26 protein-coding genes are annotated in these 25,842 nt (G+C 56.7%); 13 read left to right on the plus strand and 13 right to left on the minus strand.

Annotation, left to right across the window (positions count from 1 at the left end; all coding sequences use genetic code 11):
* Positions 1–341: 341 nt before the first annotated feature.
* Complete coding sequence (locus tag KO498_RS13330) at positions 342–1,508, minus strand: FAD-dependent monooxygenase (protein ID WP_215960368.1); 1,167 nt, start codon at positions 1,506–1,508, stop codon at positions 342–344.
* 68 nt (positions 1,509–1,576) lie between these two features.
* Positions 1,577–1,999, minus strand: coding sequence for an RNA polymerase-binding protein DksA (gene dksA, locus KO498_RS13335; protein WP_215960369.1), 423 nt, complete (start codon positions 1,997–1,999; stop codon positions 1,577–1,579).
* Between the two features lie 191 nt (positions 2,000–2,190).
* Between dksA and KO498_RS13340 the strand changes: the two genes are divergently transcribed.
* Entirely contained in the window at positions 2,191–3,030 is an 840-nt protein-coding gene (locus tag KO498_RS13340; protein WP_215960370.1) for an AAA family ATPase, read from the plus strand.
* Between the two features lie 30 nt (positions 3,031–3,060).
* Here the strand turns inward: KO498_RS13340 and soxB are convergent, their stop codons facing one another.
* The 7 genes from soxB to KO498_RS13375 form a co-directional block, all read right to left on the minus strand.
* Complete coding sequence (gene soxB, locus KO498_RS13345) at positions 3,061–4,758, minus strand: thiosulfohydrolase SoxB (RefSeq protein WP_215960371.1); 1,698 nt, start codon at positions 4,756–4,758, stop codon at positions 3,061–3,063.
* A 109-nt stretch (positions 4,759–4,867) separates the two neighbouring features.
* The gene (soxA, locus tag KO498_RS13350; RefSeq protein WP_215960372.1) at positions 4,868–5,722 is read right to left on the minus strand and encodes a sulfur oxidation c-type cytochrome SoxA; all 855 of its coding nucleotides are present in this window, start codon (positions 5,720–5,722) and stop codon (positions 4,868–4,870) included.
* A gap of 78 nt (positions 5,723–5,800) precedes the next feature.
* Complete coding sequence (gene soxZ, locus KO498_RS13355; protein ID WP_215960373.1) at positions 5,801–6,130, minus strand: thiosulfate oxidation carrier complex protein SoxZ; 330 nt, start codon at positions 6,128–6,130, stop codon at positions 5,801–5,803.
* Between the two features lie 16 nt (positions 6,131–6,146).
* Entirely contained in the window at positions 6,147–6,563 is a 417-nt protein-coding gene (gene soxY, locus KO498_RS13360; RefSeq protein WP_215960374.1) for a thiosulfate oxidation carrier protein SoxY, read from the minus strand.
* A 46-nt stretch (positions 6,564–6,609) separates the two neighbouring features.
* Positions 6,610–7,086, minus strand: coding sequence for a sulfur oxidation c-type cytochrome SoxX (gene soxX, locus KO498_RS13365; RefSeq protein WP_215960375.1), 477 nt, complete (start codon positions 7,084–7,086; stop codon positions 6,610–6,612).
* Between the two features lie 105 nt (positions 7,087–7,191).
* Entirely contained in the window at positions 7,192–7,755 is a 564-nt protein-coding gene (locus KO498_RS13370; RefSeq protein WP_215960376.1) for a thioredoxin family protein, read from the minus strand.
* A gap of 11 nt (positions 7,756–7,766) precedes the next feature.
* Positions 7,767–8,504: a cytochrome c biogenesis CcdA family protein gene (locus KO498_RS13375; RefSeq protein ID WP_215960518.1), complete on the minus strand. Its 738-nt coding sequence runs from the start codon at positions 8,502–8,504 to the stop codon at positions 7,767–7,769.
* Positions 8,505–8,580: 76 nt separating this feature from the next.
* Between KO498_RS13375 and KO498_RS13380 the strand changes: the two genes are divergently transcribed.
* From KO498_RS13380 to KO498_RS13390, 3 genes are all read left to right on the plus strand, one after another.
* Positions 8,581–8,949 (plus strand): thioredoxin family protein, encoded by a 369-nt coding sequence (locus KO498_RS13380; RefSeq protein ID WP_215960377.1) that lies wholly within the window; start codon positions 8,581–8,583, stop codon positions 8,947–8,949.
* Between the two features lie 37 nt (positions 8,950–8,986).
* A complete protein-coding gene (locus tag KO498_RS13385; RefSeq protein ID WP_215960378.1) occupies positions 8,987–9,316 on the plus strand; it encodes an ArsR/SmtB family transcription factor in 330 nt (109 codons plus the stop codon).
* A 67-nt stretch (positions 9,317–9,383) separates the two neighbouring features.
* Positions 9,384–10,436: a YeeE/YedE family protein gene (locus KO498_RS13390; protein WP_215960379.1), complete on the plus strand. Its 1,053-nt coding sequence runs from the start codon at positions 9,384–9,386 to the stop codon at positions 10,434–10,436.
* 3 nt (positions 10,437–10,439) lie between these two features.
* Here KO498_RS13390 and KO498_RS13395 read toward each other — a convergent pair whose 3' ends face one another.
* Together KO498_RS13395 and KO498_RS13400 are read right to left on the minus strand one after the other, a co-directional pair.
* The gene (locus KO498_RS13395) at positions 10,440–11,144 is read right to left on the minus strand and encodes a DUF1223 domain-containing protein (protein WP_252731409.1); all 705 of its coding nucleotides are present in this window, start codon (positions 11,142–11,144) and stop codon (positions 10,440–10,442) included.
* A 161-nt stretch (positions 11,145–11,305) separates the two neighbouring features.
* On the minus strand, positions 11,306–11,734 hold the full coding sequence (locus KO498_RS13400) for an FKBP-type peptidyl-prolyl cis-trans isomerase (RefSeq protein WP_215960380.1): 429 nt from the start codon (positions 11,732–11,734) through the stop codon (positions 11,306–11,308).
* 172 nt (positions 11,735–11,906) lie between these two features.
* Between KO498_RS13400 and KO498_RS13405 the strand changes: the two genes are divergently transcribed.
* The 5 genes from KO498_RS13405 (at position 11,907) to pcaD (ending at position 16,475) form a co-directional block, all read left to right on the plus strand.
* The gene (locus KO498_RS13405) at positions 11,907–12,599 is read left to right on the plus strand and encodes a haloacid dehalogenase type II (RefSeq protein ID WP_215960381.1); all 693 of its coding nucleotides are present in this window, start codon (positions 11,907–11,909) and stop codon (positions 12,597–12,599) included.
* On the plus strand, positions 12,592–13,410 hold the full coding sequence (locus tag KO498_RS13410) for an alpha/beta fold hydrolase (protein ID WP_215960382.1): 819 nt from the start codon (positions 12,592–12,594) through the stop codon (positions 13,408–13,410). The genes KO498_RS13405 and KO498_RS13410 overlap by 8 nt, the downstream gene beginning before the upstream one ends.
* Positions 13,407–14,375 carry a threonine ammonia-lyase gene (locus tag KO498_RS13415; protein WP_215960383.1) on the plus strand — a complete coding sequence of 323 codons (969 nt, stop codon included), beginning with the start codon at positions 13,407–13,409 and terminating at the stop codon, positions 14,373–14,375. Before KO498_RS13410 ends, KO498_RS13415 begins: the two co-directional genes overlap by 4 nt.
* 72 nt (positions 14,376–14,447) lie before the next feature.
* Positions 14,448–15,671 (plus strand): endonuclease/exonuclease/phosphatase family protein, encoded by a 1,224-nt coding sequence (locus tag KO498_RS13420; protein ID WP_215960384.1) that lies wholly within the window; start codon positions 14,448–14,450, stop codon positions 15,669–15,671.
* A gap of 15 nt (positions 15,672–15,686) precedes the next feature.
* The gene (pcaD, locus tag KO498_RS13425; RefSeq protein ID WP_215960385.1) at positions 15,687–16,475 is read left to right on the plus strand and encodes a 3-oxoadipate enol-lactonase; all 789 of its coding nucleotides are present in this window, start codon (positions 15,687–15,689) and stop codon (positions 16,473–16,475) included.
* A 7-nt stretch (positions 16,476–16,482) separates the two neighbouring features.
* Here the strand turns inward: pcaD and KO498_RS13430 are convergent, their stop codons facing one another.
* The gene (locus tag KO498_RS13430) at positions 16,483–18,633 is read right to left on the minus strand and encodes a malate synthase G (protein ID WP_215960386.1); all 2,151 of its coding nucleotides are present in this window, start codon (positions 18,631–18,633) and stop codon (positions 16,483–16,485) included.
* Positions 18,634–18,832: 199 nt separating this feature from the next.
* Here KO498_RS13430 and pepN point away from each other — a divergent pair, with 199 nt between their 5' ends.
* The 4 genes from pepN to KO498_RS13450 all read left to right on the plus strand — a co-directional run bounded on the left by pepN (position 18,833) and on the right by KO498_RS13450 (position 24,194).
* Positions 18,833–21,376 carry an aminopeptidase N gene (gene pepN / locus KO498_RS13435; protein ID WP_215960387.1) on the plus strand — a complete coding sequence of 848 codons (2,544 nt, stop codon included), beginning with the start codon at positions 18,833–18,835 and terminating at the stop codon, positions 21,374–21,376.
* A 6-nt stretch (positions 21,377–21,382) separates the two neighbouring features.
* Positions 21,383–21,913, plus strand: a complete 531-nt coding sequence (locus tag KO498_RS13440; RefSeq protein WP_215960388.1) for a hypothetical protein — start codon at positions 21,383–21,385, stop codon at positions 21,911–21,913.
* Positions 21,910–22,359 (plus strand): hypothetical protein, encoded by a 450-nt coding sequence (locus KO498_RS13445; RefSeq protein WP_215960389.1) that lies wholly within the window; start codon positions 21,910–21,912, stop codon positions 22,357–22,359. Before KO498_RS13440 ends, KO498_RS13445 begins: the two co-directional genes overlap by 4 nt.
* A 203-nt stretch (positions 22,360–22,562) precedes the next feature.
* Complete coding sequence (locus tag KO498_RS13450; protein ID WP_215960390.1) at positions 22,563–24,194, plus strand: tetratricopeptide repeat protein; 1,632 nt, start codon at positions 22,563–22,565, stop codon at positions 24,192–24,194.
* Positions 24,195–25,026: 832 nt separating this feature from the next.
* Here the strand turns inward: KO498_RS13450 and KO498_RS13455 are convergent.
* Positions 25,027–25,836, minus strand: a complete 810-nt coding sequence (locus KO498_RS13455; RefSeq protein WP_215960391.1) for a hypothetical protein — start codon at positions 25,834–25,836, stop codon at positions 25,027–25,029.
* Positions 25,837–25,842: the final 6 nt, after the last annotated feature.

Here is a 25,842-nt window from a genome sequence, read left to right on the forward strand (position 1 = left end):
CCAGCCAACGGGCGTGCAATTGTGCGCCCGTTTTTTTGTTGCCCTACAAATTAGTTAATCTCGAAACCTAGACGTTAACCTCTTGTTAACTATATTGAGAGGATGCGACACTTCTTGATCTTCTGCGCTTTCACAAGCGCCGTAATAAGCCCTGCATCAGCAGCCCCGTGTGACCCCAATTATTCAGGAGCCTGCGTCCCCATCGCCTCGGATGTCGACTGCGCCAGCGGCTCGGGCAACGGGCCAGCATATGTGCGCGGCCCCGTGCGCGTCATCGGGAAAGATATCTATGGGCTTGATCGAGACAACGACGGAATTGGCTGCGAAAACGGCTAGGCTTCTTAGCTCTGCGTCACGTCGTGCCCATAGAGCCAGTCAAACTGCTTGAGCATTAAACTCGGGGCCACGCGCCCTCCAAGCCTTAGCGCCGTATGAGCAGCAAAACGCATTGGTAGGAAGCTTAGGTGATACTTCCAAGCATTGCCTGTCGCGGCTTTAACGACGCGCTTTGTGCGGGTGATGCGCTGTGATTGATAGGCTTGCAGGCCCTGCTCCAAGCTGCCAGCCCCCTCAAGCGACTGCCCAAGCACCCAGGCATCTTCCAGCGCCATAACGGCCCCCTGCGCCAGGAAAGGCAGGGTTGAATGAGCGGCATCTCCCAAAAGCGCAAGGCCTTGATCTTGCCAGCGCGCGGCGACGTCGTGGCGAAACAGCCCCCATTGATGAACGGCTTGCACCTCTGCAAGCATCGCCCTTGCATCTTCACCAAAGTCATCAAAGGCGGCGCGCAGGTTCGCGGGGTCATCTTGCTGTGACCAACTCTCCGAAAGCCATTGATCACGCTCTTGCACAGCCACGAGGTTAAGCTCTTTGCCTCCGCGCAACGGATAGCTGACGAGGTGTCGCTTGGGGCCCATGTGCACTTGCACGTCGTTCAACCGTCCGAAGCTGTTTGGCACCACGGCCCGCCATGCGACATGGCCGGTAAAGAACGGCTCTTGCGGCCCGTTGAGCGCGCCCCGCACGACAGAATGCACGCCGTCGGCCCCGATGATCAGATCAGCTTCATGCGTTGCACCGCCAGCAAGTGTTGCAGTCGGGCGCCCCCCGTTTTGCACCGCTTTCACTTGTTGGGAGAGCAGAACTTCAACGCCGGCCTCGCGCGCGCCGTCAAGCAAGACATTGATCAGGTCAGATCTATGCAGGAAGTAATACTTTTGCTCAGGGGTTTTGGCCAGATCGAGCGGCAGCACGCCAGCGCCTTGGTAGTCTTTCAACCAGATCTTTTCAGCCAGCACCGCCCCGCTGCTCACCAGCGGCTGCTCAAGCCCCATCGCCCGTAACACCGCCAAGCCGTTTGGCGAGACTTGCAGCCCTGCCCCGACTTCGGAAACCTCGGAAGCCTGTTCAAGCACCGTCACCTTCGCGCCACGCGTGGCCAGCACCTGTGCCGCCGCCAGCCCGCCGATACCGGCGCCGATGATGGTGATATTCAGGGTCTCAAGCATACAGGCTCCAACAAAAAAGCGCCGAGGAGTGACCCGGCGCTTTGGTATGTCTGATTGTGATCATGGCCTCAATCGTCGCGGTGAACTTTTTCGCGGCGTTCGTGGCGCTCTTGCGCTTCAAGGCTCATCTGCGCGATTGGCCGTGCATCAAGACGCTTGAGCGAAATAGGCTCGCCCGTGACTTCGCAATAGCCATACTCGCCTTCATCAATGCGGCGCAGCGCGGCGTCGATCTTGGAGACAAGTTTGCGCTGGCGATCGCGGGTGCGCAGCTCTAGAGCGCGGTCGGTTTCCTCTGAGGCGCGATCAGCGACATCCGGAATACTGCGCGTGCCCTCTTGCAGCGCCTCGATGGTGTCGCGGCTGCCTTCAAGGAGCTCTTCTTTCCAGCCGTTCAACTTGCGGCGGAAGTACTCGGTCTGGCGCTCGTTCATGAAGGGTTCATCTTCTGCGGGGCGGTAGTCATCAGGCAGAAAAACCTCTGCTTTCATTGTACTTTCCTTTATTTCCACACGCGCTTTGCTCACATCAATTGCTCAATTCGCGCTCCCTATGGCGCGCTGATACTCCCCTAATAAAGGTTTGTCACTACCCTAAAACTATCGATAACATCGCATTGCGGCGAAAACCTGTCTCAGGTAGGTTTGCCGCTGAAAAAGTGATCAGATGGACCTCGCACAAGATGAAATTTAACGGAACCGACGCCTATATCGCCACAGATGACCTTAAAACAGCGGTCAATGCTGCGGTCACGCTTGAACGCCCGCTTTTGGTAAAAGGCGAGCCAGGAACCGGAAAAACCGAGCTTGCGCGGCAGGTGGCCAGCGCACTTGGTATGAAGATGATCGAATGGAACATCAAATCAACCACCAAGGCGCAGCAAGGGTTGTATGAATATGATGCGGTGAGTCGTTTGCGCGACAGCCAGCTAGGCGAAGAGCGTGTGCATGACGTGGCCAATTACATCAAACCCGGCAAGCTTTGGGAGGCCTTTGCAGCCGACGAGCGGGTCGTGCTGCTGATTGACGAAATCGACAAAGCCGACATCGAGTTCCCCAACGATTTGCTGCAAGAGCTCGACCGGATGGAGTTCCATGTCTACGAAACCGGCGAGACCATTAAGGCCAAGAACCGCCCTGTGATCATCATCACCTCAAACAACGAAAAAGAACTGCCGGACGCGTTCTTGCGCCGCTGTTTCTTTCACTACATCCGCTTTCCGGATGCTGACGTTATGCGCAAAATCGTTGAAGTGCACCATGCCGGCATCAAGGAAGCCCTGCTCACAACGGCACTGACGCAGTTTTACGAGATACGCGAGCAAACAGGGTTGAAAAAGAAGCCCTCGACTTCCGAAGTACTCGATTGGTTGAAGCTCTTGCTGGCCGAAGACCTCTCGCCAGAAGACCTCAAGCGTGACGGGGCCAATGCCCTACCAAAACTGCACGGCGCGTTGCTGAAGAACGAACAAGACGTGCACCTGTTTGAACGGTTGGCCTTTATGGCGCGACAGCAGCGATAAGCGCCCGCAATACCTGCGAGCGCATTTGCTTTATGCACCTGTGACTTGCACCGAGTTGTTCGGTTCAAGCTTGATCGTGCCTTGTTTTTTGATGTGGTCTTCCACCACATCCCATATCTGCGGTCCTTCGGTGCCTTCATTGACACTCGCCCAACCAGCCACAACGTAGGTTTTAGCTGGGTCAATCTTTTCACCGGTCTTAAGCAGGGTCATGTCGGTGATCCGTTCGCCCTGCGGTTTGCTCACGTCGATCTTGTAGCCCATGCCGCCGATACGAACCATGTCGCCGCCCTGCTGGTAGTATGGATCGGGGTTGAACAGGTTATCGCCCACATCTTCCAAGATCGTGTGGATGAATTCCCCAGTCATTTCAGAGCGGTAGGCCTCGCCGTAGCTCATAGACGTCACGTTCCAGATATCCTCACGGGTGATCTCTTGACCGGGCAAAATGCTTGGCCCCCAACGCACGCCGGGTGACATGGCAATATCGGCCTCGCGCTCGCTTATCAGCGCGTCACAGATCAGGTCATCCCATGAGCCGTTAAAGTTACCGCGACGGTAAAGCAGGCTCTCGGTCTTGCCGATCACCTCTTTAAGCTCCGCCTCATAAGGCGCGCGCTGAGCATCGATCAGTTTGGCAACATCCGCGTCGGGCGTGATCACGTCAGAGAAGATCGGGATGAGCTTGTGTTTAATGCCCTTCATCTCGCCATCACGCACATCAAGATCGATCCGGCTGACGAACTTGCCGTTAGAGCCAGAGGCGATGATGTGCGTTTTGCCGATGAGAACAGGCTCGGGCAAAGCGTCATGGGTATGACCCGAGAGGATCACGTCGATACCGTCAACATTTGAAGCCATCTTCTTGTCGACGTCAAAGCCGTTGTGGCTGAGCAGGACAACAAGTTCGGCCCCCTTGCCGCGCACTTCTGCAACCATCTCGCGCATGTTGTCTTCGCGGATGCCGAAGGAATACTCGGGGAACATCCAACGCGGGTTGGCGATCGGCATATAGGGGAAGGCCTGCCCGATCACAGCGACTTTCACACCACCGCGCTCAAACATTTTGTAAGGTTTGAACAGCTCTGCGGGCTCGTCCCACTCGGCGTCGAAAATGTTCTGGCCAAGCGAGGTAAACGGCAGGCTTTCAACCAGCTCGTTGACCCGCTCGGAGCCGAGGGTGAATTCCCAGTGGAAGGTCATCGCGTCAGGCGCAAGTGCGTTCATAACGTTGACCATGTCTTGGCCTTCGGTCTTGTGGCAGGTCATCGAGCCGTGCCATGTGTCACCGCCGTCAAGCAGCAGCGCATCGGGGCGGTCAGCACGGATCGCGTTGATCACTGTTGCCATACGGTCAAGCCCGCCAACGCGGCCATAGCCCTGCGCCAGCGAGGTGAAGTCATCATATGTGAGCGCATAGGCCGAGGGCGAGCCGTCGGATATCCCGTAGGCCTTGCGAAAGTCAGCGCCGGTGATGTGCGGCACCGCACCTTTGTTGTCGCCCATACCGAGGTTAATGCTCGGCTCGCGAAAGTAGATCGGCTTGAGCTGCGCGTGAATGTCGGTGACGTGAATGAGGCTTACGTTGCCGAATGTTTCGAATTCGAGCAGCTGATCTTGCGTCAGGGTTTGTTGGGCGGCAAGCCGGCCCCAATTGCCAAAACCACTTGCGCCGTAGAGCGCCGATGCGGCCATTGAAACCTGCAAAAAATCGCGACGTGAGATCATGGCTGAGGGCCTTTTCGCTGGGCATTATTGGTGCAACACATGCACAAAACCTAATGCGTTAAATGGGAAAAAGGCCCGCGCCAGAGAATGACACGGGCCTTCGCTTGGATTAGTTGCGGACTGAAGGGCCTTCGACTGACAGGCCATTGCCGCGGCTTGTCACGTAAAGCTCAAGTGCCACGAACTCGGGGCTACCCGGGTTGAATGTTGCGGCGCGTGTGTCACGGATGCAGCCTTTGAAGCGGCTGTGTGAGCCGTTCAGCTTGGTGTTCTTCAAGCGGTAAGTCGGAAAACCGTTGACTTGGCCTTGGCTGAGGTGATCAGCGCGGATCATGTTGCCGTAGTTGTCTTCGTGGCAATTTGCACAGCTCAGGTTGAGTTGCCCAAAGCGTGTGTAATAGATGTCTTTGCCTTGCTCCCAAGTAGACTGGGCCGGGCCGTCGATCGCGACGTTCACTGGCATGCCACGCGACACTGACGAAAGTAGCGCTTCCAACGGAAGAGCGCCGCCTTTGTCGTATCCATAGGCTTCTGCGCCCATCTGGTTTACGCGGCAGTCGTTGACTTGCATTTGCAAGGTGCGGACTTCTTCAGCGCCGTCATTCCACTTGGGGTAGGTCGCTTTGACACCGGCCATCTCGGAAGACTCACCATGGCAGCTTGCGCATGATTTGCCTTCAGAGCCTTCAACCGTGTTCCAGATCACTTCGCCATCTTCGACACCGAGCATGCCGGGGTTGTCAAAGTCGTCCATTTCCATGGCTTGCGTTTCGTCCGAGCGGAAGTGCCAACCTGACATAACTTTGTCACCCAAAGCGCCGTCCAAGTGGGCAGGCGCTGCGGCTTTGGTCGTCATTTCGATTTCTTCGTTGATAACCAGCGTGTCATCATCGGCGTCGGCCATACCAAGTGTTGGCAGAGCGAGCGCGACAGCACTGATCAGGGACATTGTCTTGAAGTTCATGCTTTTCCTCCCTTGGAAAGCGCCCTGCCCTTCTTTTCGGGGCAAGGTGCTATGCATTGTTGATCTTGAGATCGGCGATCAACCGATCGCGACCGACTTTGTTTCATCGTAGACCGAACCGTCATCGTCATACCATGTGAACTTGAAGTCACCGGCTTCTGGCACGGTTGCTTCGAATTCGAAGTAAGGGTTTGTCGAGATCGCGGCTTCGAGCGTCACATCAATGACTGACTTACCGTTAAACTCGCAGGTGAAGCGGTTGATGATCGAACGTGGGATCAAGTTGCCGTCACTGCCTTTACGCTGGCCTGATTCCATCTTGTGGCTGATCAGGGTTTTCAGCGTGACAACGTCACCAGCTGCTGCCTTTTTAGGCGCTTTGACGCGGGGTTTTACACCATCTGCCATGTCATATTCTCCTGAGTTAGCCGCCGCAGCCGCCGATTGTTACTTTTACGGTTGAAGCCGCGCGCGCAAAGCTGCCGTCTGCCATTTTGGCAATGGCAACAACGTCTTGCGTGCCAGCAAGGCGCATACGTGTCGATGCGCTCTGCGAACCGGCAAGCTCGCCGAAGTTGAATGTCGCAACCCCTGGTGTCGGGTTGCCAGTTGCCAACAGCAAGATCGACATCGCGCCGCTCGCGTCAACGCTGACAGGCACAGTGTTGCCGTTCTCGGCAATCTCCGGTGCAGTCAGGGTGATGCCGCCTTCGGCAACCTCTGCACCGCCAGTGAACGCAGCGATGGCTTCGTCGGCAGCAGCACTAACCTGAAACGGCATGAATGAAAAAGCAACTGCACCTGCCCCAAGGGCCAATGTGTCACGTCGTGAGAAGGTCATATTTCTCTCCTTAAGTGTCGGTTGAAGTGTGCGGCGCGAAGCCTGCTCACTCTTCTTTGAGGGTCATTAGAAAGGCGACAACATCTTCGATCTCTTGAGCAGCAAGCAGCGGATCAAGTGCGCCCTCTGCGGCTTTGCCAGTATAGGCGTTGCCGGGGCGGATAAAGCCGTCAACCTTGTAGTAAGCCGGCATGATCGTGCCGTCATATGTGAGTTTCGAGTTGGTTAGGATGCCGCGCAATTCTGCTTCATTCCAGCGGTCGCCAACACCATCAAGGGCGGGGCCGACGTTGCCAGGAAACGACACATCGGCATAGGCCTCAGAGGCGTGACAAGCCACGCAGTTGCCGCGCTTCTTGGATGTCATAATGGCCTTGCCCTCTTCGGCATTGCCCGCGACTCCGGTAAGCGACATTTCGACTGCGCCATCTTCGGTGAATGCCACGTCAGCAGGTGCGACGGTTTCGGCAAAAGAAGCGCCAGCGGTCAGCGCTGCTGCGACTGTAAGTGTTGTTAGTTTCATGTTTCCTCCCTTGGCACCTCGCGTTGACGGCAAGGTTCGCTTTGTTCACCGTAGTAGAGCCCCCGTATCGGCGCAACAACAAATTCATAGAAATGAATTTACGGCTCATTCCGCGATCTGTGTTTGCAGCATACGCGCATGATACTTTTGAAACGGCTCGTCTCCCTCATAGCCGTTTTCGTTGACCCAAGTGAGCATATTGAGCGTCGTCCACTTTCCGAATGCTCCGGGAACTTGCGCAACAGCGGCTTGGGTTGCGGTTTTGCCTTCAGGCACCTCTTGCGGGAAATAGAGAATCATCGGGGTGAACAACGCCCCCCATTTTTGAACCATTTCCTTTTCCGGCAGGGTTTGCCCGTCAAAGTCGGTGACTTCGACATCACCGAACATGTTGATCTGCACAAAGAAAAAGTTCTCTTTGATATAGGCCGCAACCTCGGGGTCGGGGAAGACTTCCTCATGCATCTTTTTGCAATAGATACAGCCACGTTGCTCAATGATAATCGCAAGCCGCTTGCCCTCGTCATTGGCTTCGGCAAGGTCTTCGCGAAGGTCCTTGAAAGTGTCGCGCATCCAGGGTGTTTTGTGCAGCCCGTCGTCGCCCATAGTGGCGGCGAACAGCGGCAAAGCGAGGCTGAATGTCAAAAGAAGTGTGAATATGCGTTTCATATCGTGGTCCTTTATCCGAGTTTCTGGAAGCTTGGCATAACTTCGATCATCCAGTTGGCGATGACCGAAACAGAGTTCGTGGCGATCAGTATCGCGAAAAGCACCAGCATCGCACCCATAACTTTTTCGACATGCCCCTGATAGGCACGAAAGCGCACCATTGCTGCGAGGAAGGGTTTTGCGAACACCGCCGCGACCACGAAAGGCAGTGTCATCCCGAGGCCAAAGAATGCCAGCAAGAGCGCGCCGCGCCAGAGCTCGCCCATTCCGGAGGCGACCATCAGGATCGTCGCCAGCACGGGGCCAACACAAGCTGTCCAGCCAAAGCCGAAAGCCAGCCCCATGAGGTAAGCGCCAAAAACTGTCGAGGGGTCGGCTTTGCTTTCCATACGCGCCTCTCTGTAGAGAAAGCCGATGCGGATGATTCCGAGAAAGTGCAGCCCGAACAGGAAGATCACCGCGGCGGCGACATAGCGCAAGACATCGCGCCACTGCGCAAAGGCCTGCCCCAGTGCCGTGGCGCCGAGGCCCATGAGCATAAATATCGTGGTCACACCCAGCGCGAACATGATCGCCGAGACGACAAGCCGTTTTTGCGCGCCCGGGGTGATCTCGCCGTCGCTGCGCAGTTCAGACATCGAGATGCCCGCCATATAACTCAGGTAAAACGGCACCATTGGCAAAATGCAGGGCGTGAAAAACGCCACTAGTCCGGCAAGGGCTGCGCCCCAGTATGTCAGTTCGGCCATCATCAGTCCGGTTCCTTGAACATATTACATATTCAGATTATGTTGAGTGTTACAGAACAGTCAATGGGATACGGCCATGTTGCGCGCCCTTATCATATCGCTCGGGCTTGGCGTTTTTGCCGCCCTCCCCGCTTTTGCGGTCGAGTTAATTATGGTTGAACAAAAGGGCTGTCACTATTGCCGCGAGTGGAACGAGACAATTGCGCCGATCTACCCGAAAACCACCGAGGGGGCCTTTGCACCGTTGCGGCGTGCTGATCTGTTTGAAGGGCCGCCTGAAGGCGTCACTTATGCGCGGCGGGTGAATTTCACGCCAACATTCATACTCATCGAAGATGGTGCAGAGCTTGCCCGCATCGAGGGCTACCCCGGAGAAGATTTCTTTTGGGGGCTGCTTGATATGATGCTAAAGGCTAACACCACTTATACCGACACGCCAGATTGACCGGCTCAGGGCCAGAGCAGATTTAAGAGGACAGGACATGGGACTTCCCCAATTCAGCGAAGAGCTGACAGATGACGAGCGTGACCGTTTCATGGAAAACGCAACGAACGCGTCCAATTTTCTCAAAACTGTCAGCCATGAAGGGCGGTTGATGATCCTCTGTCACTTGGTGACCGGCGAAAAGTCGGTGACCGAGCTTGAAGAGTTGCTGTCAGCCCGTCAGGCGGCGGTGAGCCAGCAGTTGTCGCGTTTGCGGCTTGAAGGTTTGGTGACACCACGACGTGAAGGCAAGGCTATCTACTATCGGCTTGCTGACGATCGGCCCAAGCGCATTCTTGAGCTGGTCTACGATATGTTTTGCAACTAGCCAAAAGGTGCTGACGGCGCAGAGGAGAGCGCCGCTAAAAGGAGACTGAGGGAGGGAGAAGCGCGGCATGTTTGATACGGTATCGGAAAGCACACTCATGATGCTCGCCGGTCTGTTCGGCGGCGTTCTTCTGGGCCTCGCCGCCCGCCTCGGGCGGTTTTGCACTTTGGGCGCAATTGAAGATTTCCTCTATGGGAACAGCGGCTTACGGTTGCGCATGTGGTGGCTGGCGATCGGCGTTGCTGTGCTTGGCACTTATGGGCTCGGTGCTGCGGGCATGGTGAACATCGAGCAAAGCATTTACCTCTCGATCCGCTGGATGCCGCTGGCCTCGGTGCTTGGCGGCTTGATGTTTGGCTACGGGATGGCCCTTGCCGGCAACTGCGGTTTTGGCGCGCTTGCGCGGCTTGGCGGCGGAGATATGCGCGCTTTTGTTTTGGTTCTGGTGATGGGCGTGAGCGCTTATGCCGTGCTCTCCGGGCCGTTGGCAGGCCTGCGTGTCTTGGTGTTCGAACAGGTTGACACCACGACGCCGCAGGGCTTTGCGCAAGCGTTGTCAGGGTTTGCGGGGCTGAGCGCATCTACGCTTGGCATGCTCGTCGGCGGGTTGATAATCCTGCTGACGCTCGCCTCACCGGACTTGCGCTCCAAACCTAGCAGCGCCTTTTGGGGGGGGATTGTCGGTGTCGCAATCGTTTCGGGCTGGGCGGCGAGCGGTTACATTTCCCAGAACGGCTTTGAGGCCATCTCCCCTGTCTCACACAGTTTCTCTGCACCGATCGGTGAAGCTCTGGTCTATACCATGACCGCTTCCGCCCGCGCACCGACATTTGCTGTTGGCTCAGTCTTTGGCGTGTTGCTTGGGGCCTTTATCGGATCACTGATCAAGGGGCATTTCCGCTGGGAGGCCTGCGAAGACCCACGCGAACTCAAGCGCCAGATCGCCGGTGCCGCGCTCATGGGGGCCGGGGCTGTTGTCGCGATGGGGTGCACTGTCGGACAAGGGCTGTCGGGGTTCTCGACGCTCAGCTACTCTGCCCCAGTCACCTTCGCCGCGATTTTTGCCGGTGCCGCTTTTGGCTTGCGGCAACTGATCGTCGGGTTTCAGCCTGCAGAGTGAAGCCTAGTCAACCCGCACACCAGCCAGGATTGGCCCAAAACCCGCGCGCTGAATGATCACAGCGCTTTTCATGTCAGGCGCGCTGCGCACCGACAGCGAGAGCGGCTTGTGCATGTTCCATTTCCCAACAACTTTAAGCTCATGCACGATATTGGCGTAAGCGATGCTCTTGCCGGTGTTCTCTCCGCGTTTGATGCGGGTTGTCTCCGACGGCACATAGCGCACCAAAAGCACGGTCGCCTCTCCGGTTTTCACACCCTCCTGCGCTTGGGCCGTAACAAGCAGCTTGCGCCCGTCTCGTTGGGCGGCGAGCGTCACGGGCGGCTTCGCTGTCTGATAGCGTCTGATCAGCTTGTTCACATCCTGCGCATGGTTGCCGACAACATGCTCATTGCCCTGAATGATCATCTGCGGCGTATAAACAGAACGGCGCCCAGCAACATGAGCATAGGCACGCTGGCGCTCGGCGTAAGCGGGCGCGCCGAACACGTCTTTCCAGCCGATGTAATCCCAGTAGTCGACATGCAGGCCAAGCGCGATCACATCGTCGCGCGCGGCCAGTTCGGTCAGGTATTTGTCAGCCGGAGGGCAACTTGAGCAGCCTTGGGAGGTGTAAAGTTCAACCACAATCGCCTGTGTGCTGCCAGCATTTGCATGTGCTGTCAGTCCGGCGAGGAACATCACGGTCAAGGCTAGGCTGCGCCACATAGGTTGTCTCCGATCAAATGTCTTACACCCTCCTAGCGCGATGGCTCTGCAATAACCAATCAAGGTTTTGCGAGGGATACGTGAGATTTGTTTCAACCGCAGCGACACAAAAAAGCCGGCCTCGCTTGTGAGCCCGGCTTAAGCTTGCGTTGTTTCGCACCTTAGCTGATCGAGACAAGCTCGATATCAAAAGTCAGGTCTTTGCCTGCCAGCGGGTGATTGGCGTCTAGCACCACTGTGTCGTCGTTCACCTCGACAATTGTCAGAGGCATAACTTCACCGCGCTCGTTTTTGGCTTGCAGCTGCACGCCGACCTCCATCGGGATTTCGTCAGGAAGCTCGGAGCGCGGCACAGTCTGGCGGGCTTCTTCATGCACGGGGCCATAGGCCTGCTCACTGTCGATCTCGACTTTCTTTTTGTCGCCGGTCTTCATGCCTGGCAGCGCCACGTCAAGACCGGGGATGATCATCCCTGACCCGACTTCAAACTCAAGCGGATCGCGGCCTTCGCTAGAGTCAAACACCGTGCCGTCGGCCAATGTGCCTGTGTAATGAATACTTACGGTATCGCCCGATTTGACTTCGCTCATAAAAATGTCCTGTTCTGTTGGAAAGTTGCTTTACGAACCTGCACTACCAGCGCAGGTTTTGGATCGCCCAAGACCCTACGCAGGCTCTTTCCAGAATGCAAACCGATCACCGCTGTTGACCTTTGGCGCGCTGCAAGACAAGCTTGCGTCAGTCACTTTTGGGGAAGCGATAATGCCAATCACCACCTGCGTATTTGATGCCTACGGCACACTATTTGACGTTTCAGCAGCCGCGCGAGAAGCTGCCAGCGAACCCGCCTTTCCGGCGCTTGAGGGCAATTGGCAAGCGCTGGCTATGCATTGGCGCGACAGACAGTTGCAATACACTTGGCTGCGCGCCGTCACCGGTGATCACTGTGATTTCTGGCAAGTTACCCAAGACGGGCTTGATTGGGCGCTTGAAGCTTGCGGCCTGGCGGGCGACGCGGCTTTGCGCGAGCGGCTGTTGCAGCTCTACTTCGAGTTGTCGGCCTACCCCGAAGTGCCCACAATGCTGAGCGCCTTGAAAAGCAAGGGGTTAACCACCGCGATTCTCTCTAACGGCTCCCCTGCGATGCTTGAAGGCGCGGTCGGCTCGGCGGGTTTGACAGACTTGCTGGATGCGAACCTGTCTGTTGAAAGCGTCGGCGTGTTCAAGCCCTCCGCCAAAGTCTACAACCTTGTTGAAACCGAGCTGAACGTCAGCAAAAGCGAAGTGCTGTTCGTGTCTTCAAACGGCTGGGACGCAGGCTGTGCTGCGGCTTACGGCTTTCGTACCGCGTGGGTGAACCGGCTCGGCCTGCCGGTTGACCGCCTGCCCGGCACACCGCACCACGAGCTGACGGATTTATCGACCTTGCCAAAGTTGATTGCTGCAAATGCCTGAGTTTGTAACGTCCGACAAGCTGCGCTTGTATTTCACCGACGAAGGCGAAGGCACGCCCATTGTCTGCCTTGCGGGGCTGACGCGCACGCACCGCGACTTTGATTTTGTGGCGCCGCACCTTGAAGGCGTCCGCCTGATCCGGCTTGACTATCGCGGGCGCGGGCGCTCGGATTGGGCCGATCCGGCCAGCTACACGCCGCTCGTTGAGGCAGGTGATGTGCTTGAACTGCTTGATCACCTCGACATTGGGCAGGCGGGCATTCTTGGCACGTCACGCGGCGGGCTGATCGCCATGACGATCGCCGCAATGGCCCCTGCCCGTTTGCTTGGTGTTGCGCTCAATGATATCGGGCCGGTGCTCAACCAGGTCGGCCTTGAGCGGATCGGAACGTTCATCGGCAAAAAGCCCTCCCACAAGAGCTACGCCGCGCTTCTTGAAGTCTGGCCCGACCTCGCGCAAGGCTTTGACAACGTCCCTCTAAGCCGCTTTCGCGAGGAAATTGTCCGCCTCTATCACGAGACAGACGCGGGCCTCGAACTGACATATGACCCGGCTTTGCAACAAGGTGTTCATGCGGCGCTTGAGTCTGATCCGGTTGATCTCTGGCCTTTCTTCAACGCACTCAAAGGGCTGCCGCTTTGCGCCCTACGCGGGGCCAACTCAAACTTGCTAAGCGCTGAAACCTTCGCTGAAATGCAGACCGCAATTCCACAGATGATCGCGGCCGAAGTTGCTGATCGCGGGCATGTGCCTTACTTGGACGAACCCGAGGCGCTCGCAGCCCTCAAGCAATGGATTGACCAGCTATGAACATCGAAATGATCCGCGCTGCGGCCGCTCGCCTTGAAGGCCACGCGCGCCGCACACCTCTGCTCAACTCGCCGTTTCTGGACGAAATCGCCGGCAAGCCGGTGTTCGTGAAGGCCGAGTGTTTGCAACATACCGGCTCGTTCAAGTTCCGCGGCGGTTGGTCGGCTCTGACGGGGCTAGACCCAGCCAAACGCACCGGCGGTGTGATCGCTTTTTCGTCAGGGAACCACGCGCAAGGCGTGGCCTACGCCGCTCAGATGCATGGTGTGCCTGCGGTGATCATCATGCCGTCGGATGCGCCAAAACTAAAGATCGAGAACACACGCGCTCTTGGTGCTGAAGTGGTGCTCTATGATCGTGCCTCCGAGGATCGCGACGCACTGGGTGACAAGATTGCGCGGGAGCGTGGGCTGACCCTGATCAAGCCTTATGACGAGCCTCTCGTTATCGCTGGACAAGGCACTTGCGGGCTTGAGATCGCAGCAGATGCGCAGGCGCAAGGCGTTGAAAACGCTGATGTTTATGTCTGCTGTGGCGGCGGCGGGTTGACCTCGGGAATCGCCCTCGCGCTTGAGGCGGACGCGCCCGGCTTTACCGCCCGCCCCTGTGAACCTGAAGGGTTTGACGATGTTGCAAGATCTCTCAAGTCCGGCAAAATCGAGCACAACGACAAGCTCACCGGCTCGCTTTGTGATGCCATCATCACCCCCGCTCCGGGCGAGCTGACCTTCCCCATAATGCACCGTTTGTGCGGCGCGGGTGTTGTCGTCAGCGAGGCCGAAGCGCTCAAAGCCGCAGCACTGGCTTATCAGCGGCTCAAGATCGTGGTTGAACCCGGCGGCGCTGTTGCCCTGGCGGCGGCGCTGTTTCACCCTAACGCAAGCGACGCGCCGAACCTGATCGCTGTGTGCACCGGCGGCAATGTCGACGCTGACATCTTCGCGCAGGCTCTCTCAACTTTGTGAGCGCGGTGTGAGCGGTTGACACAGCTCACACGGCAGCAGACCATGCCGCAAACCCTCAACCAAAGGCCCGTCATGACCCGTTTTACCATTGCCTCTTTCAACGTCAAAAACCTGATCGGCGCCAACAAGGAATACTACAAATTCCAAGAATACACGCCCGAAGAGCACGCTTGGAAGGAAGACTGGCTCGCAGATCAACTGCTGTCGATGGACGCCGATATTGTCTGCTTTCAAGAGATCTTCGAGGAAGATGCGCTCGCCTCGGTTTTGAGCGAGGTTAACACCCGCTCGGAAGCGCTAAATGCCGCGACAATTCCTGATAAATCAAAACGTTACCATCGCCGCGCCATTTTCCGGAAGCTCGGAGTGAGCGGCTATGCTGACGCGAAACTAGCCTTCGCAGCAAACGCCGCTGACACTGGCGAGCCCGGCGAGCGCCGCCCCGGCATTGCTGTGGTGTCACGCTTCGGCTTTGCCGAGTCACCAGTGATCATTCAAGATCTGCCCGAACCGCTTGTCATCCCCTTTGCACCCCTGCGCGGGCTTGATGCCGGCGAGGCAGGTTTCTTTAGCATCCGGCGCCTGTCACGGCCTATCTTGAAAGTTAAGGTGCCCGTTGGCGAACAGGTTGTCACGGTGTTCAACTGCCACCTCAAGTCAAAACTCGGCGAATACATCGTGCCTGCCGGCGCTGATTTTGCCCCCGAGCAAGACCTGACGCAATATGACGCGGTCTCGCGCGCCCTTGGCAGCATGCGCGCCGCGACACGGCGTATGGCTGAAGCTTGGGTTTTGCGCCGCGAGATCGTCGCCGAGCTTGAAGCTGGCAACCCCGTCATGGTGATGGGCGACTTTAACGATGGCGAACATGCTGTCAGCTCCGAGATCATCGCCGGTGAGGTGCCGTTCAAGAACTACCAATGGATGTTGCGCCACAACGCCAAGCACTATGGTGACCGCTACACAGCCGAGGAAAACCTGCAAATTCGCGGTGATGTCGAACGGATGCGCCTGCACTCGGCCGAGAAGCTGTTTGTGAAACAGTCCCTGCGTGACATGGTTTATACATCGGCCTTCGGCGGGGTTTATGAGTCCATCGACCAGATATTTATGTCGCATCACTTCCTAGCTGACAGTGACGGCCAGATCGGTGAAATGGAGTATTTCTCTGTGTTCAATGATCACATTACCGACGGCTCGCACCCCGAAGCACCTTACAACAAATTGGCCTCTGATCATGGCCAGATCATCGCACATATCCACATGAACGATGGCAACGATAGCTCTGAATATTAAGAGAAAAATAAAGTTATGCACATAGCAAATCTTAACAACGCAATGCTGCACTATCGCGTTGACGGGCCTGACAACGGCGCGCCTCTGGTGTTTGCCAACTCGCTTGGAACCGACCTTCGCATTTGGGACGCGGTCGTGGCGAGTTTACCCGCAGGTTTGCGCATTATCCGCTATGACAAACGCGGGCACGGGCTGTCGGAGGCCCCGCCTTCCCCCTACAAAATGGGCACGCTTGTGGGCGATGCCGAGCAGTTGCTTGATCACCTTGGCGTCAAAGACTGTGTGTTTATCGGCCTGTCGATTGGCGGGTTGATCGCACAAGGGCTTGCTGCCAAGCGGCTTGATCTGATGCGCGCTATGGTGCTGTCAAACACCGCCGCCAAGATCGGCACCCGCGACATGTGGAACGCGCGGATCGCGGCGATAGAGACCGGCGGCATCAAGTCCATTTCTTCCGCAACAATGGAGCGTTGGTTTTCCAAACCCTTCCGCCAGACCAGTGATATGCTTGCTTGGCAGCACATGATGGAACGGCAGCCACAAGACGGATATATCGGCTGTTGTGCGGCTATTGCCGGCACCGACTTTATCACGCCAACTTCAGGCCTGCGCCTGCCGACACTGGCCATTGCCGGCAGTGAAGACGGGGCGACCCCGCCCGATCTGGTGCGCGAAACCGCAGAGCTCATTCCTGGATCGCGCTTTGAGTTGATGCGCAATGCCGGACACCTTCCCTGTATCGAACAGCCGGAGGCCTACGCCCGGATTTTGACGAGCTTCCTACGCGACATCGGGCATTTTTAAGCGCAGCTTAGTGGCCCTTTGCCCGCGCGGCCTTCAACTCGCGCCGACGCGCATGCAAAACGGGCTCGGTGTAGCCCGACGGTTGTGAGCGCCCCTTGAAAACCAGATCACAAGCGGCCTGAAAGGCGAGCCCTGTATAGCTTGGCGACATTGGCTCATAGAGCGGATCATCGGCATTTTGAGCATCAACAACTTCAGCCATTTTGCGCAGAGCGGCCATCACATCTTGGGCATTAACAACGTCGTGATGAAGCCAGTTGGCTACATGTTGCGCAGAAATCCGGCAGGTCGCGCGGTCTTCCATCAAGCCTATGTCATTGATATCAGGAACCTTTGAGCAGCCGACGCCCTGATCAACCCAGCGCACCACATAGCCGAGGATGCCCTGCAAGTTGTTTTGCACTTCGCGGCTGATCTCATCCTTTGACCAAGCAGACTCCGCCAGCGGTATCTCGAGCAATCCGTCAACTCGCGCGCGCCGTCCGCCTGCTTTAAGCTGATCTTGCACCGAAAATACATCAACCGCGTGATAGTGCAGTGCATGCAGTGTCGCCGCTGTTGGCGAAGGAACCCAAGCGCAATTCGCGCCTGCTTTCGGATGTACGATTTTTTGCTCGAGCATCAAAGCCATCTGGTCAGGTATCGCCCACATGCCCTTGCCGATCTGCGCTTTGCCCGAAAGCCCGCATTCAAGGCCGATGTCGACATTAAGCGCCTCATAGGCTTCGATCCAGCCCTTGCCTTTGATCTCGTCTTTGCGCGCAAATGCCCCTGCTTCCATCGAGGTGTGTATCTCGTCACCGGTGCGATCAAGAAAACCGGTGTTGATGAAAGCCACCCGCGCTTTGGCAGCGCGAATGCACTCCTTGAGGTTCACAGACGTGCGGCGCTCTTCATCCATGATGCCAATTTTGACAGTGTTTGCAGGCAAGCCGAGCAAGCCTTCGACGGCTGTAAAGATCTCATTGGTAAAGGCAACTTCTTCAGGCCCGTGCATCTTGGGTTTTACAATGTAAACAGAGCCATGCACCGAATTTCCGCTCTCACGCTTAAGGTCATGCATGGCGATCATCACGGTCATCGCGGCGTCCATAAGGCCCTCAAATATCTCGCTGCCATCGGGCATCAGGATTGCTGGATTGGTCATCAGATGCCCGACATTGCGCACCCACATGAGCGCGCGGCCTTTGAGCACCAGCGCGCTGCCGTCGGGCGCGGTAAAGCTGCGGTCGTCTGCAAGGCGGCGGGTGGTTTCGCGCCCGCCCTTGCTGATCACCTCTTGCAAGTCACCCTTCATCAACCCCAGCCAATTGCTATAGGCCTGCGCCTTGTCTTCACCGTCAACGCAGGCAACGCTGTCTTCACAATCCATGATCGCCGAGAGCGCGCTTTCAAGCCGAACATCGGCCAGATGAGCTTGGTCGTCGCGGCCAATAGCGTGTGAAGCGTCAAACACCAACTCGACATGCAAGCCATTGTTAACAAACAAAATGCTATCAGGCGCGGCTGTGTCGCCACGGTAGCCGGCAAATTGCGCAGGCTGTTCAAGCGGTTGCCCGTTCACAAGCAGCGCGCCGTTTTGCACCTGATATCCGGTCGCCTCGGCATGGCTGCTGCCGTTCACCGGAAATGTTTCATCAAGAAATGCGCGCGCACGCTCCACCACACGTTTGCCGCGCTCTTTATCAAACCCGCCGCTCGGCTGTGGGCCTTCCAAGGCATCAGTGCCATAGAGCACGTCATAGAGGCTCCCCCACCGGGCATTGGCCGCATTCAGCGCATAGCGCGCGTTGGTGATCGGAACCACAAGCTGCGGGCCGGGTGTTGACGCGATCTCGGGGTCGACATTTTCTGTCTCGATCTCGAAGGCCTCTCCCTCGGGCAGCAAGTAACCTATCCCCATCAGGAATGCCTTGTAAGCCTCTGCATCATGGGGCTTTTCGCGGTTGTCCACATGCCAATCGTCAATTTTTTGTTGCAGGTTTTCGCGCTTCGCCAACAGTGCTTTGTTTTTCGGCGTGAGCTTTTCCAGCATTGCTGCAAAGCCGCTCCAGAATACGTCGGCCTCGATACCGGTGCCGGGCAGCACAGCCTCTTCCACCAAGCGCAGAATATGCGTGTCAACTTGCAGGTTGGCTCTTGTTTCGCGGGCTGTCATGACGCTCTCCTTGGCTGTTGTTCGAGTTTTAGGGACAAAGTTTCCTATAGGCAACAAAACCAGACAGGTGAGTTTGACGAAAGATTTTATCAAATAACCTTATAATGCCCTCGCCTTCTTCAAATCTAAGCAAATACCTCCCTTGAAGGCCGTAGCTCAGGCGCATACCGTCAGCTCAAACACCACGCCGGAGAGCCAGATGACCAACCAGACAAAATACCTGAAAGACTACACGCCATTTGGCTACTCCGTTGAGAGTGTCGAGCTCACATTCAAGCTCGCGCCGCTTGCGACACGGGTGATCAGCCGCATTCGCTTTGCGCCCAACCCCGAGGCAACAGACAAGCGTTTTTTCCTGCATGGTGAAGAACTTAAGCTGATTTCCTGCGCAATCAACGGTGAGGCTATCGCACCGCGCCTGGTTGAAGGCGGGCTTGAGGCAGATGTGCCCGAAGGCGCGTTTATGTTTGAAGCCGAGGTGGAAATTTCCCCGCAGACCAACACAGCACTTGAAGGGCTTTACATGTCAAACGGCATGTATTGCACCCAGTGCGAGGCCGAGGGCTTTCGCAAGATCACATTCTACCCCGACCGCCCCGATGTGATGAGCACCTTCAAAGTCCGCGTCGAGGGGCGCGAGCCTGTGCTGCTCTCTAACGGCAACAAAGGCACGCAAGGCGACGGCTTTGCCGAGTGGCATGACCCTTGGCCAAAGCCTGCCTACCTCTTCGCGCTGGTCGCCGGTGATCTGATCAACCACCCTGACAGCTTCACCACCCACACTGGCAAGCACGTTGAGTTGAACATCTGGGTGCGCCCCGGTGATGAAGATAAGTGCGCTTTCGGGATGGAGGCCCTCAAGGCGTCGATGAGTTGGGATGAAGAGGTGTATGGCCGCGAGTATGATCTCGATATCTTCAACATCGTCGCGGTCGATGACTTCAACATGGGCGCGATGGAAAACAAGGGGCTGAATGTCTTCAACTCCTCCTGCGTGCTGGCCTCGCCCGAAACCTCAACCGACGCCAACTTCGAGCGTATCGAAGCCATCATTGCGCATGAATACTTTCACAACTGGACAGGCAATCGCATCACCTGCCGCGACTGGTTCCAGCTTTGCCTGAAAGAAGGGCTCACTGTTTACCGCGATAGCCAGTTCACCTCTGACATGCGCTCGGCTCCCGTGAAGCGCATCAGCGATGTGATTGATCTGCGAGGCCGCCAGTTCCGCGAAGACGGCGGCCCGCTGGCACACCCCGTGCGCCCTGACAGCTTCGTTGAGATCAACAATTTTTACACCGCCACAGTCTATGAAAAAGGCGCCGAAGTGATCGGCATGCTCAAGCGGCTTGTCGGCGATGAAGACTACTACAAAGCGCTTGATCTCTACTTCACCCGCCACGACGGCGACGCGGCCACGATTGAAGACTGGCTGCAAGTCTTTGAAGAGGTGACAGGCCGCAGCCTTAAACGCTTCAAGCGTTGGTATACTTCTGCAGGCACGCCGCGCCTGACGGTGACAGAGAAGTTTAACAACGGACGCTACAAGCTTACGTTTAAACAAGTAACACCGCCAACCCCCGGCCAGCCACAGAAGAAACCGCGGGTTATTCCCATCGCCGTTGGCCTGCTCAACCCCAATGGTGATGAAGTCGTGCCGACCACTGTTCTCGAGATGACAAAACGCCAGCAGAGCTTCACTTTTGAGGGGCTAACTTCCAAACCTGTCCCTTCGATACTGCGGGATTTTTCCGCGCCGGTTATCTTGGAAAAAGAGACAACCAACGCCGAACGCGCCCTCCTCTTGGCCCACGACACCGATCCCTTCAACCAGTGGGAAGCCGGCCAAGCCCTGCGCCGCGCGTCGATGATCGAGATGATCACAACAGGTGCCGCCCCTGACAGCGCCTTCCTTGACGCCGTTTCGAAGGTTGCTCGCGACGACAGCCTCGAGCCAGCCTTTCGTGCGCTGGTGCTGCAACCCATCGCGCAAGACGACCTCGCCCAAAGCCTGCAAGACGCAGGCCACACCCCCGACCCACAGGCAATTTACGAAGCGAGCGAAACCATGGCACAAAGCCTCGCGCAGAGCCTCGCTGACAGCCTTCCGAGGCTCTATGCAGACACGACAGTTGAAGGCCCTTACCGCCCCGACGCTGAGGCGGCTGGCAAACGCGCCCTCAACATGCGCGTGCTCTATATGATGACGCGCACAGACGGTGGCGCACAAGCACGGGCGCAGTATGCCCGCGCGGGCAACATGACCGAGCAAATGGCGGCGCTGAATGCGCTTCTCTCTGATGAAGCTGGCCAACATGAAAACAACGCCTTCTTTGAGCAGTGGCAAGGTGACAGGCTGGTGATGGACAAGTGGTTTGCTTCGCAGGTCGCTTTTGCGAGCCCGCAGAACTGCGCCGATACCGCCGAGCAACTCACCCGACACCCGCTGTTTGACATGAAAAACCCCAACCGCTTTCGCGCGGTCTTCGGGGCGCTGGCGATGAACCATGCAGGCTTTCACCACATCTCTGGCAGGGGTTATACTCTGCTCGCGGATTGGCTGATCAAGCTTGACGCGATCAACCCGCAGACCACGGCGCGCATGTGCACAGCCTTCCAGACATGGAAGCGGTATGACGGCGCCCGCCAAGCACTTGTTAAAGCGCAACTTGAACGCATTTTGGCGACAGAAAGCCTTAGCGGTGATACAACCGAAATGGTCAGCCGTATTTTGGAAGGTTAAGCAGGTATGCCTATCATTCTTGCCGTCATCGCCGCTGTTACAGGTGTGTTGTTTTTTATCATGCGCGCGCGCAACGCAGCGGACGCAGCCAACGAGCTGTTTGATATGGCAAATGACGTGCGCCTCGCGGCGCGGCGCTTTGGCTTTCAAAGGAACACCAACGTGCACCCTGCCGAAAACATCGAAGACCCCAACATCGCCATCACTGGCATTGCGTCAGCTTTTCTGGAGCTTGAAGCCTTGCCGACCTCCGAACAACGGGAAGCGCTTGCTTGGGAGCTGTCAAAAACACTGAACATCAGCAAAGATGACGCCGACGAGCTCTGCATTCTCGGGCGTTGGCTGGTGAGCGAATGTGGCGGAGCAGGAGCAGCCGTAACGCGGCTATCGCGAAAGCTGTTCCGGCTGGACCCACAGAAATTTGCGCCCCTCCTACAAGTCATAAACGGGGTGCTTGCACAGTCCGGCAGTGATGGGCTCAACACTCGGCAAACCGAAGCGCTTGATGATGTGAAGCGCGCCTTCAAAATCAGATGAACGCTCAAAACACCACCGTTCCCCTACACCATCAGCGCCGCGGCCGCTCACTTGCCGCCCTGCTGACATTGGCGGCGGTCTTCGGCGGGCTGTTGCTGCTTGTCGCGGTGATTGACCTCAACCTCTGGATCGCCGGCGTTCTGGCGCTTTTTGCGTTGCCCGCGGCTTGGGAGGCGCTGACCGACCCGCTTTCAACCTTTGAGCTGACCGCCCACAACATGAGCTGGAGCACCCCAACGGTGAACGACGAGCTTGCTACAAACCTCATTTTGCGGGCCCGTTTTGATACGCGACTTGATCTGTCAGTGAAGGTAACGCTGTTTCTGAAAGATGGCCGCAAACTGCGCCTGCCCTACGCCTGCACCCCGCCCCACGAAGCGCTTGAAGCCGCTCTCAAAGACCTTGGCATCGCCACCGAGCGCCATCATTTTTCGCTTATTGGTTAGGTGTCTAGCTGGTTAGCTGTCTGGCTGGTTAGGTATCCGGCCAACACATAACAGCCGCCACGATGCACAAACGGCCCAACCTCTGGCACCTCCGGGGCGAAGATGCAGACTTGCGTCACCGAGCACTTTCGGAGATGTTTTGGACGCAAGCAGCACGCCTGAGGACAGACGCGGCAGAGTAAACCGAGGCAAGGAGAAGCGCGATGGACTACTATGATCTGGGGTCATACTCCCGAATAGTTTCAACCACATCCAAGGATGCTCAGCTCTGGTTCAACCGTGGGTTGGCGTGGACATATGCTTACAACCACGAAGAAGCGATTGCCTGTTTTCAACGCGCTCTGAGCGAAGATCCGGCTTGCGCAATGGCCCATTGGGGCATCGGATATTGCATCGGCCCGAATTATAACAAACCCTGGGAAGCCTTCGAAAGCGACGAAAAGCCAAGCTGCATTGCCTTGGCGCAATCTTCGATCAGTGCAGCAAACAGCTTGTTGGATCAAGTCACACCAGTAGAGCGGGCCCTGATTGAAGCGCTGCAAGCGCGCTATCCGGATGTTTCAACCATTGAAGATTATAACCCCTGGAACGACGCCTTTGCCGATGCAATGCGCAAAGTGCATGCCGAGTTCAGTGATGATCTGGACGTTTGCGCCGTTTTCGCCGAAGCGATCATGAACCGCACCCCTTGGGCCTTGTGGGATCTTCCAAGTGGGCAACCGGCCCAAGGCGCGGACACACTTGAAGCCATTACCTTGCTGGACAATTCGCTTCAGTCCTTGCCCGGTGCGTGGCAACATGCCGGACTTTTGCACATGTATATTCACCTGATGGAAATGTCCCCCCATCCCGAAAAAGCGCTGCGTCATGGCGATGCCCTTAGCACGCTTGTTCCCGATGCGGGGCATTTGCTGCACATGCCAACCCATGTTGACGTGCTGTGTGGTGATTACATGAATGTGGTGTTGCGCAACGAAGCGGCGATTGTCGCGGACGAGAAATACCTCGCACGCGAAGGCGCAGACAACTTCTATTCGGTTTACCGCTGCCACAACTATCACTTCAAAATATACGGCGCGATGTTTCTGGGCCAGCCCTCTGTCGCCATCGAGACAGCTGATGCGCTCATTGCAACGTTGCCAGCCGACACCCTGCGCCCGATGGCCGACTGGTTTGAAGGCTTCGTGCCGATGAAGCAGCATGTGCTTATCCGGTTTGGCCGTTGGCAAGACATCTTGGCCCAAGAGCTGCCCGAAGACGAAGAGCTGTTTTGTGTGACGCTTGCGATGATGCGCTATGCCCGAACGGTTGCTTTGGCAAACTTGCACCGGATGAGCGAAGTGGATGCAGAAAAGGCCGCGTTTTATGCGGCAGTCGCGCGCGTGCCGGAAAGCCGGATGTTGTTTAACAACACCTGCCAAGACATTCTGAAAGTCGCAGAGCAGATGATGCTCGGCGAGCTTGCCTATCACAAGGGCGAACACGAGGCTGCCTTTGATCACCTCCGCCAGTCTGTCATAATTGATGACAGCATGCCCTACGACGAGCCTTGGGGCTGGATGCAGCCAACGCGTCACGCCTTGGGTGCGCTGCTATTGGAACAGGGTCAGGTCGAGGAAGCCGAAGCCGTTTATCGCGCTGACTTGGGCCTTGATGCAACGTTAAGTCGGGCTTGCCAGCATCCGGGCAATGTCTGGAGCCTGCACGGGCTGCATGAGTGCCTCACAAAGCGAGGGGAAACCACCGAAGCAGCACATATCAAGCTGCAACTGGACAAAGCCACAGCCCGCGCCGAGATACCGATCAAAGCGTCGTGCTATTGCCGCCAGCAGTAACGTTGCAACCCCACCACGACCCGACCGGACCACGCCTCTCAAGTCAGGAACGAAAAGCACCTCAGCCCAAAACCGGACGCTCGCGACTAAACCCGCAAAGAAACTTAGGCGGGACAAAGCCGCCCTTTGCTCGTGCCGTCAGCACCCACGAAGCATTACTTCCTCTCTGCAGAAATATTTTGCTGCCGGACACCCGATGTCGATGAAACGGTCATTGGAACTCTACATTAGACGCAGAATCCAATCAGCTCTTTTGCTGAAGTCAGCAAAATAATCGTGCCCAACCATTACGGCCTTCTGATCTTTGTTCCTGATGCACATAAAGCAAACGAAATGCTGTATAATATGAAGTAGAGCCCCATGGCATCGCTGTTAGGTGTGAACTGCATCGTGACAAACACATGCGTTCCTAAAGAAATCAGCACACAAGCACCCATTACGGCAATGAAAACCCGATCAAAACGGTTCGCAACGTGCCATCGGAGCACACAGTGTAAGCCCAATACGAATAGAGGCCCAAAAAAACCTAGGGAGATGCATGCCATAGCAAGATAGCCAAAAATCCCGGCATTGTTGGGGCCGATCTCGGAGAGAGCCGCAAAAAAGAGGATGCAAAATGCAGCAACCCCTATGAGGAATATGCCCAAAAACTGTACCAGAAGTTTTCTCAACGTGGCCTGTCTCCAAGTAAAGGCGTTCACAGATACTACTTCAATTAGGGACATTAAGGATGTTCGAAAATTGACTTTTGTAAGACTATTGAAGCGATCAAATAGCCAGCGAGCTGTAGATTCATCGCCCTAATATTGGCGCGCGCAGAGAGAAAAGGGAATTAAGGCCACTTACCAGATCGATCTGCTTTCATTCCGATGATTTGTTGCAAGGGCAATCCGATTTTGACCCCCAAAGACTCAGCGGTTTTGTTGACACAGGATACGATGCCTTCTTCCCAGACAGACCGGCCATTGCCTATTTTGGCGGCCCAGTGCGACACCCCCGCCGCAGGGATTTGCTGATCGTCCAACCCTGACAGTCGGGATATTCCCCAGTCATCCGCGCCTCCTCCAGCGTCGTTGAAGGCCACAAAACGCCCCGTTGCAGGCAACGCCAAACCGGGTGGTTTTCCCAGCACGCCGCCATGTGACCCCATCACCAAAATCGACCCATCATCGCCCGAGTTGAACAACGATCCGCTGTCAGCAATCACCAGTGACGCGTGCAGGCCTTCAACCCGTAAATTGTAGCGCCCTTCGGCCACTTCGGCGAAGTCACCAATAGGCATTGGAGCTGTGGCCATCAAACGTGCGGCCTCGGTTACATGCTGGCCAGGTTTCACGCCCACGGCAAGCGCAGGGTCGTTCGCAAACGAAATCACACCCCGTTCTGCCATGTCCGCGCCGTCGCCAATGCGACAGGACATGCAGTCAACCGCAGCTGCCGCCATACCGATGTCAGCGAGCGCAACTATGCCGCCAATCCCGGCTTGATCACGCCCAATGCCCGCGTCGTTAAACACCACTGCACGCAATCCCGCTTTGGCGGCCAACATCGAGGGGTAGACCCCTCCATGCGAGGCCGAGATCACAACGGAACCGCGGTGGACATCCGTTACCATTGAAATAGAATCTAGATAATTCCTCATGCCTTC

The organism is Lentibacter algarum (assembly GCF_018860975.1).
Taxonomy (GTDB): domain Bacteria; phylum Pseudomonadota; class Alphaproteobacteria; order Rhodobacterales; family Rhodobacteraceae; genus Lentibacter; species Lentibacter algarum_A.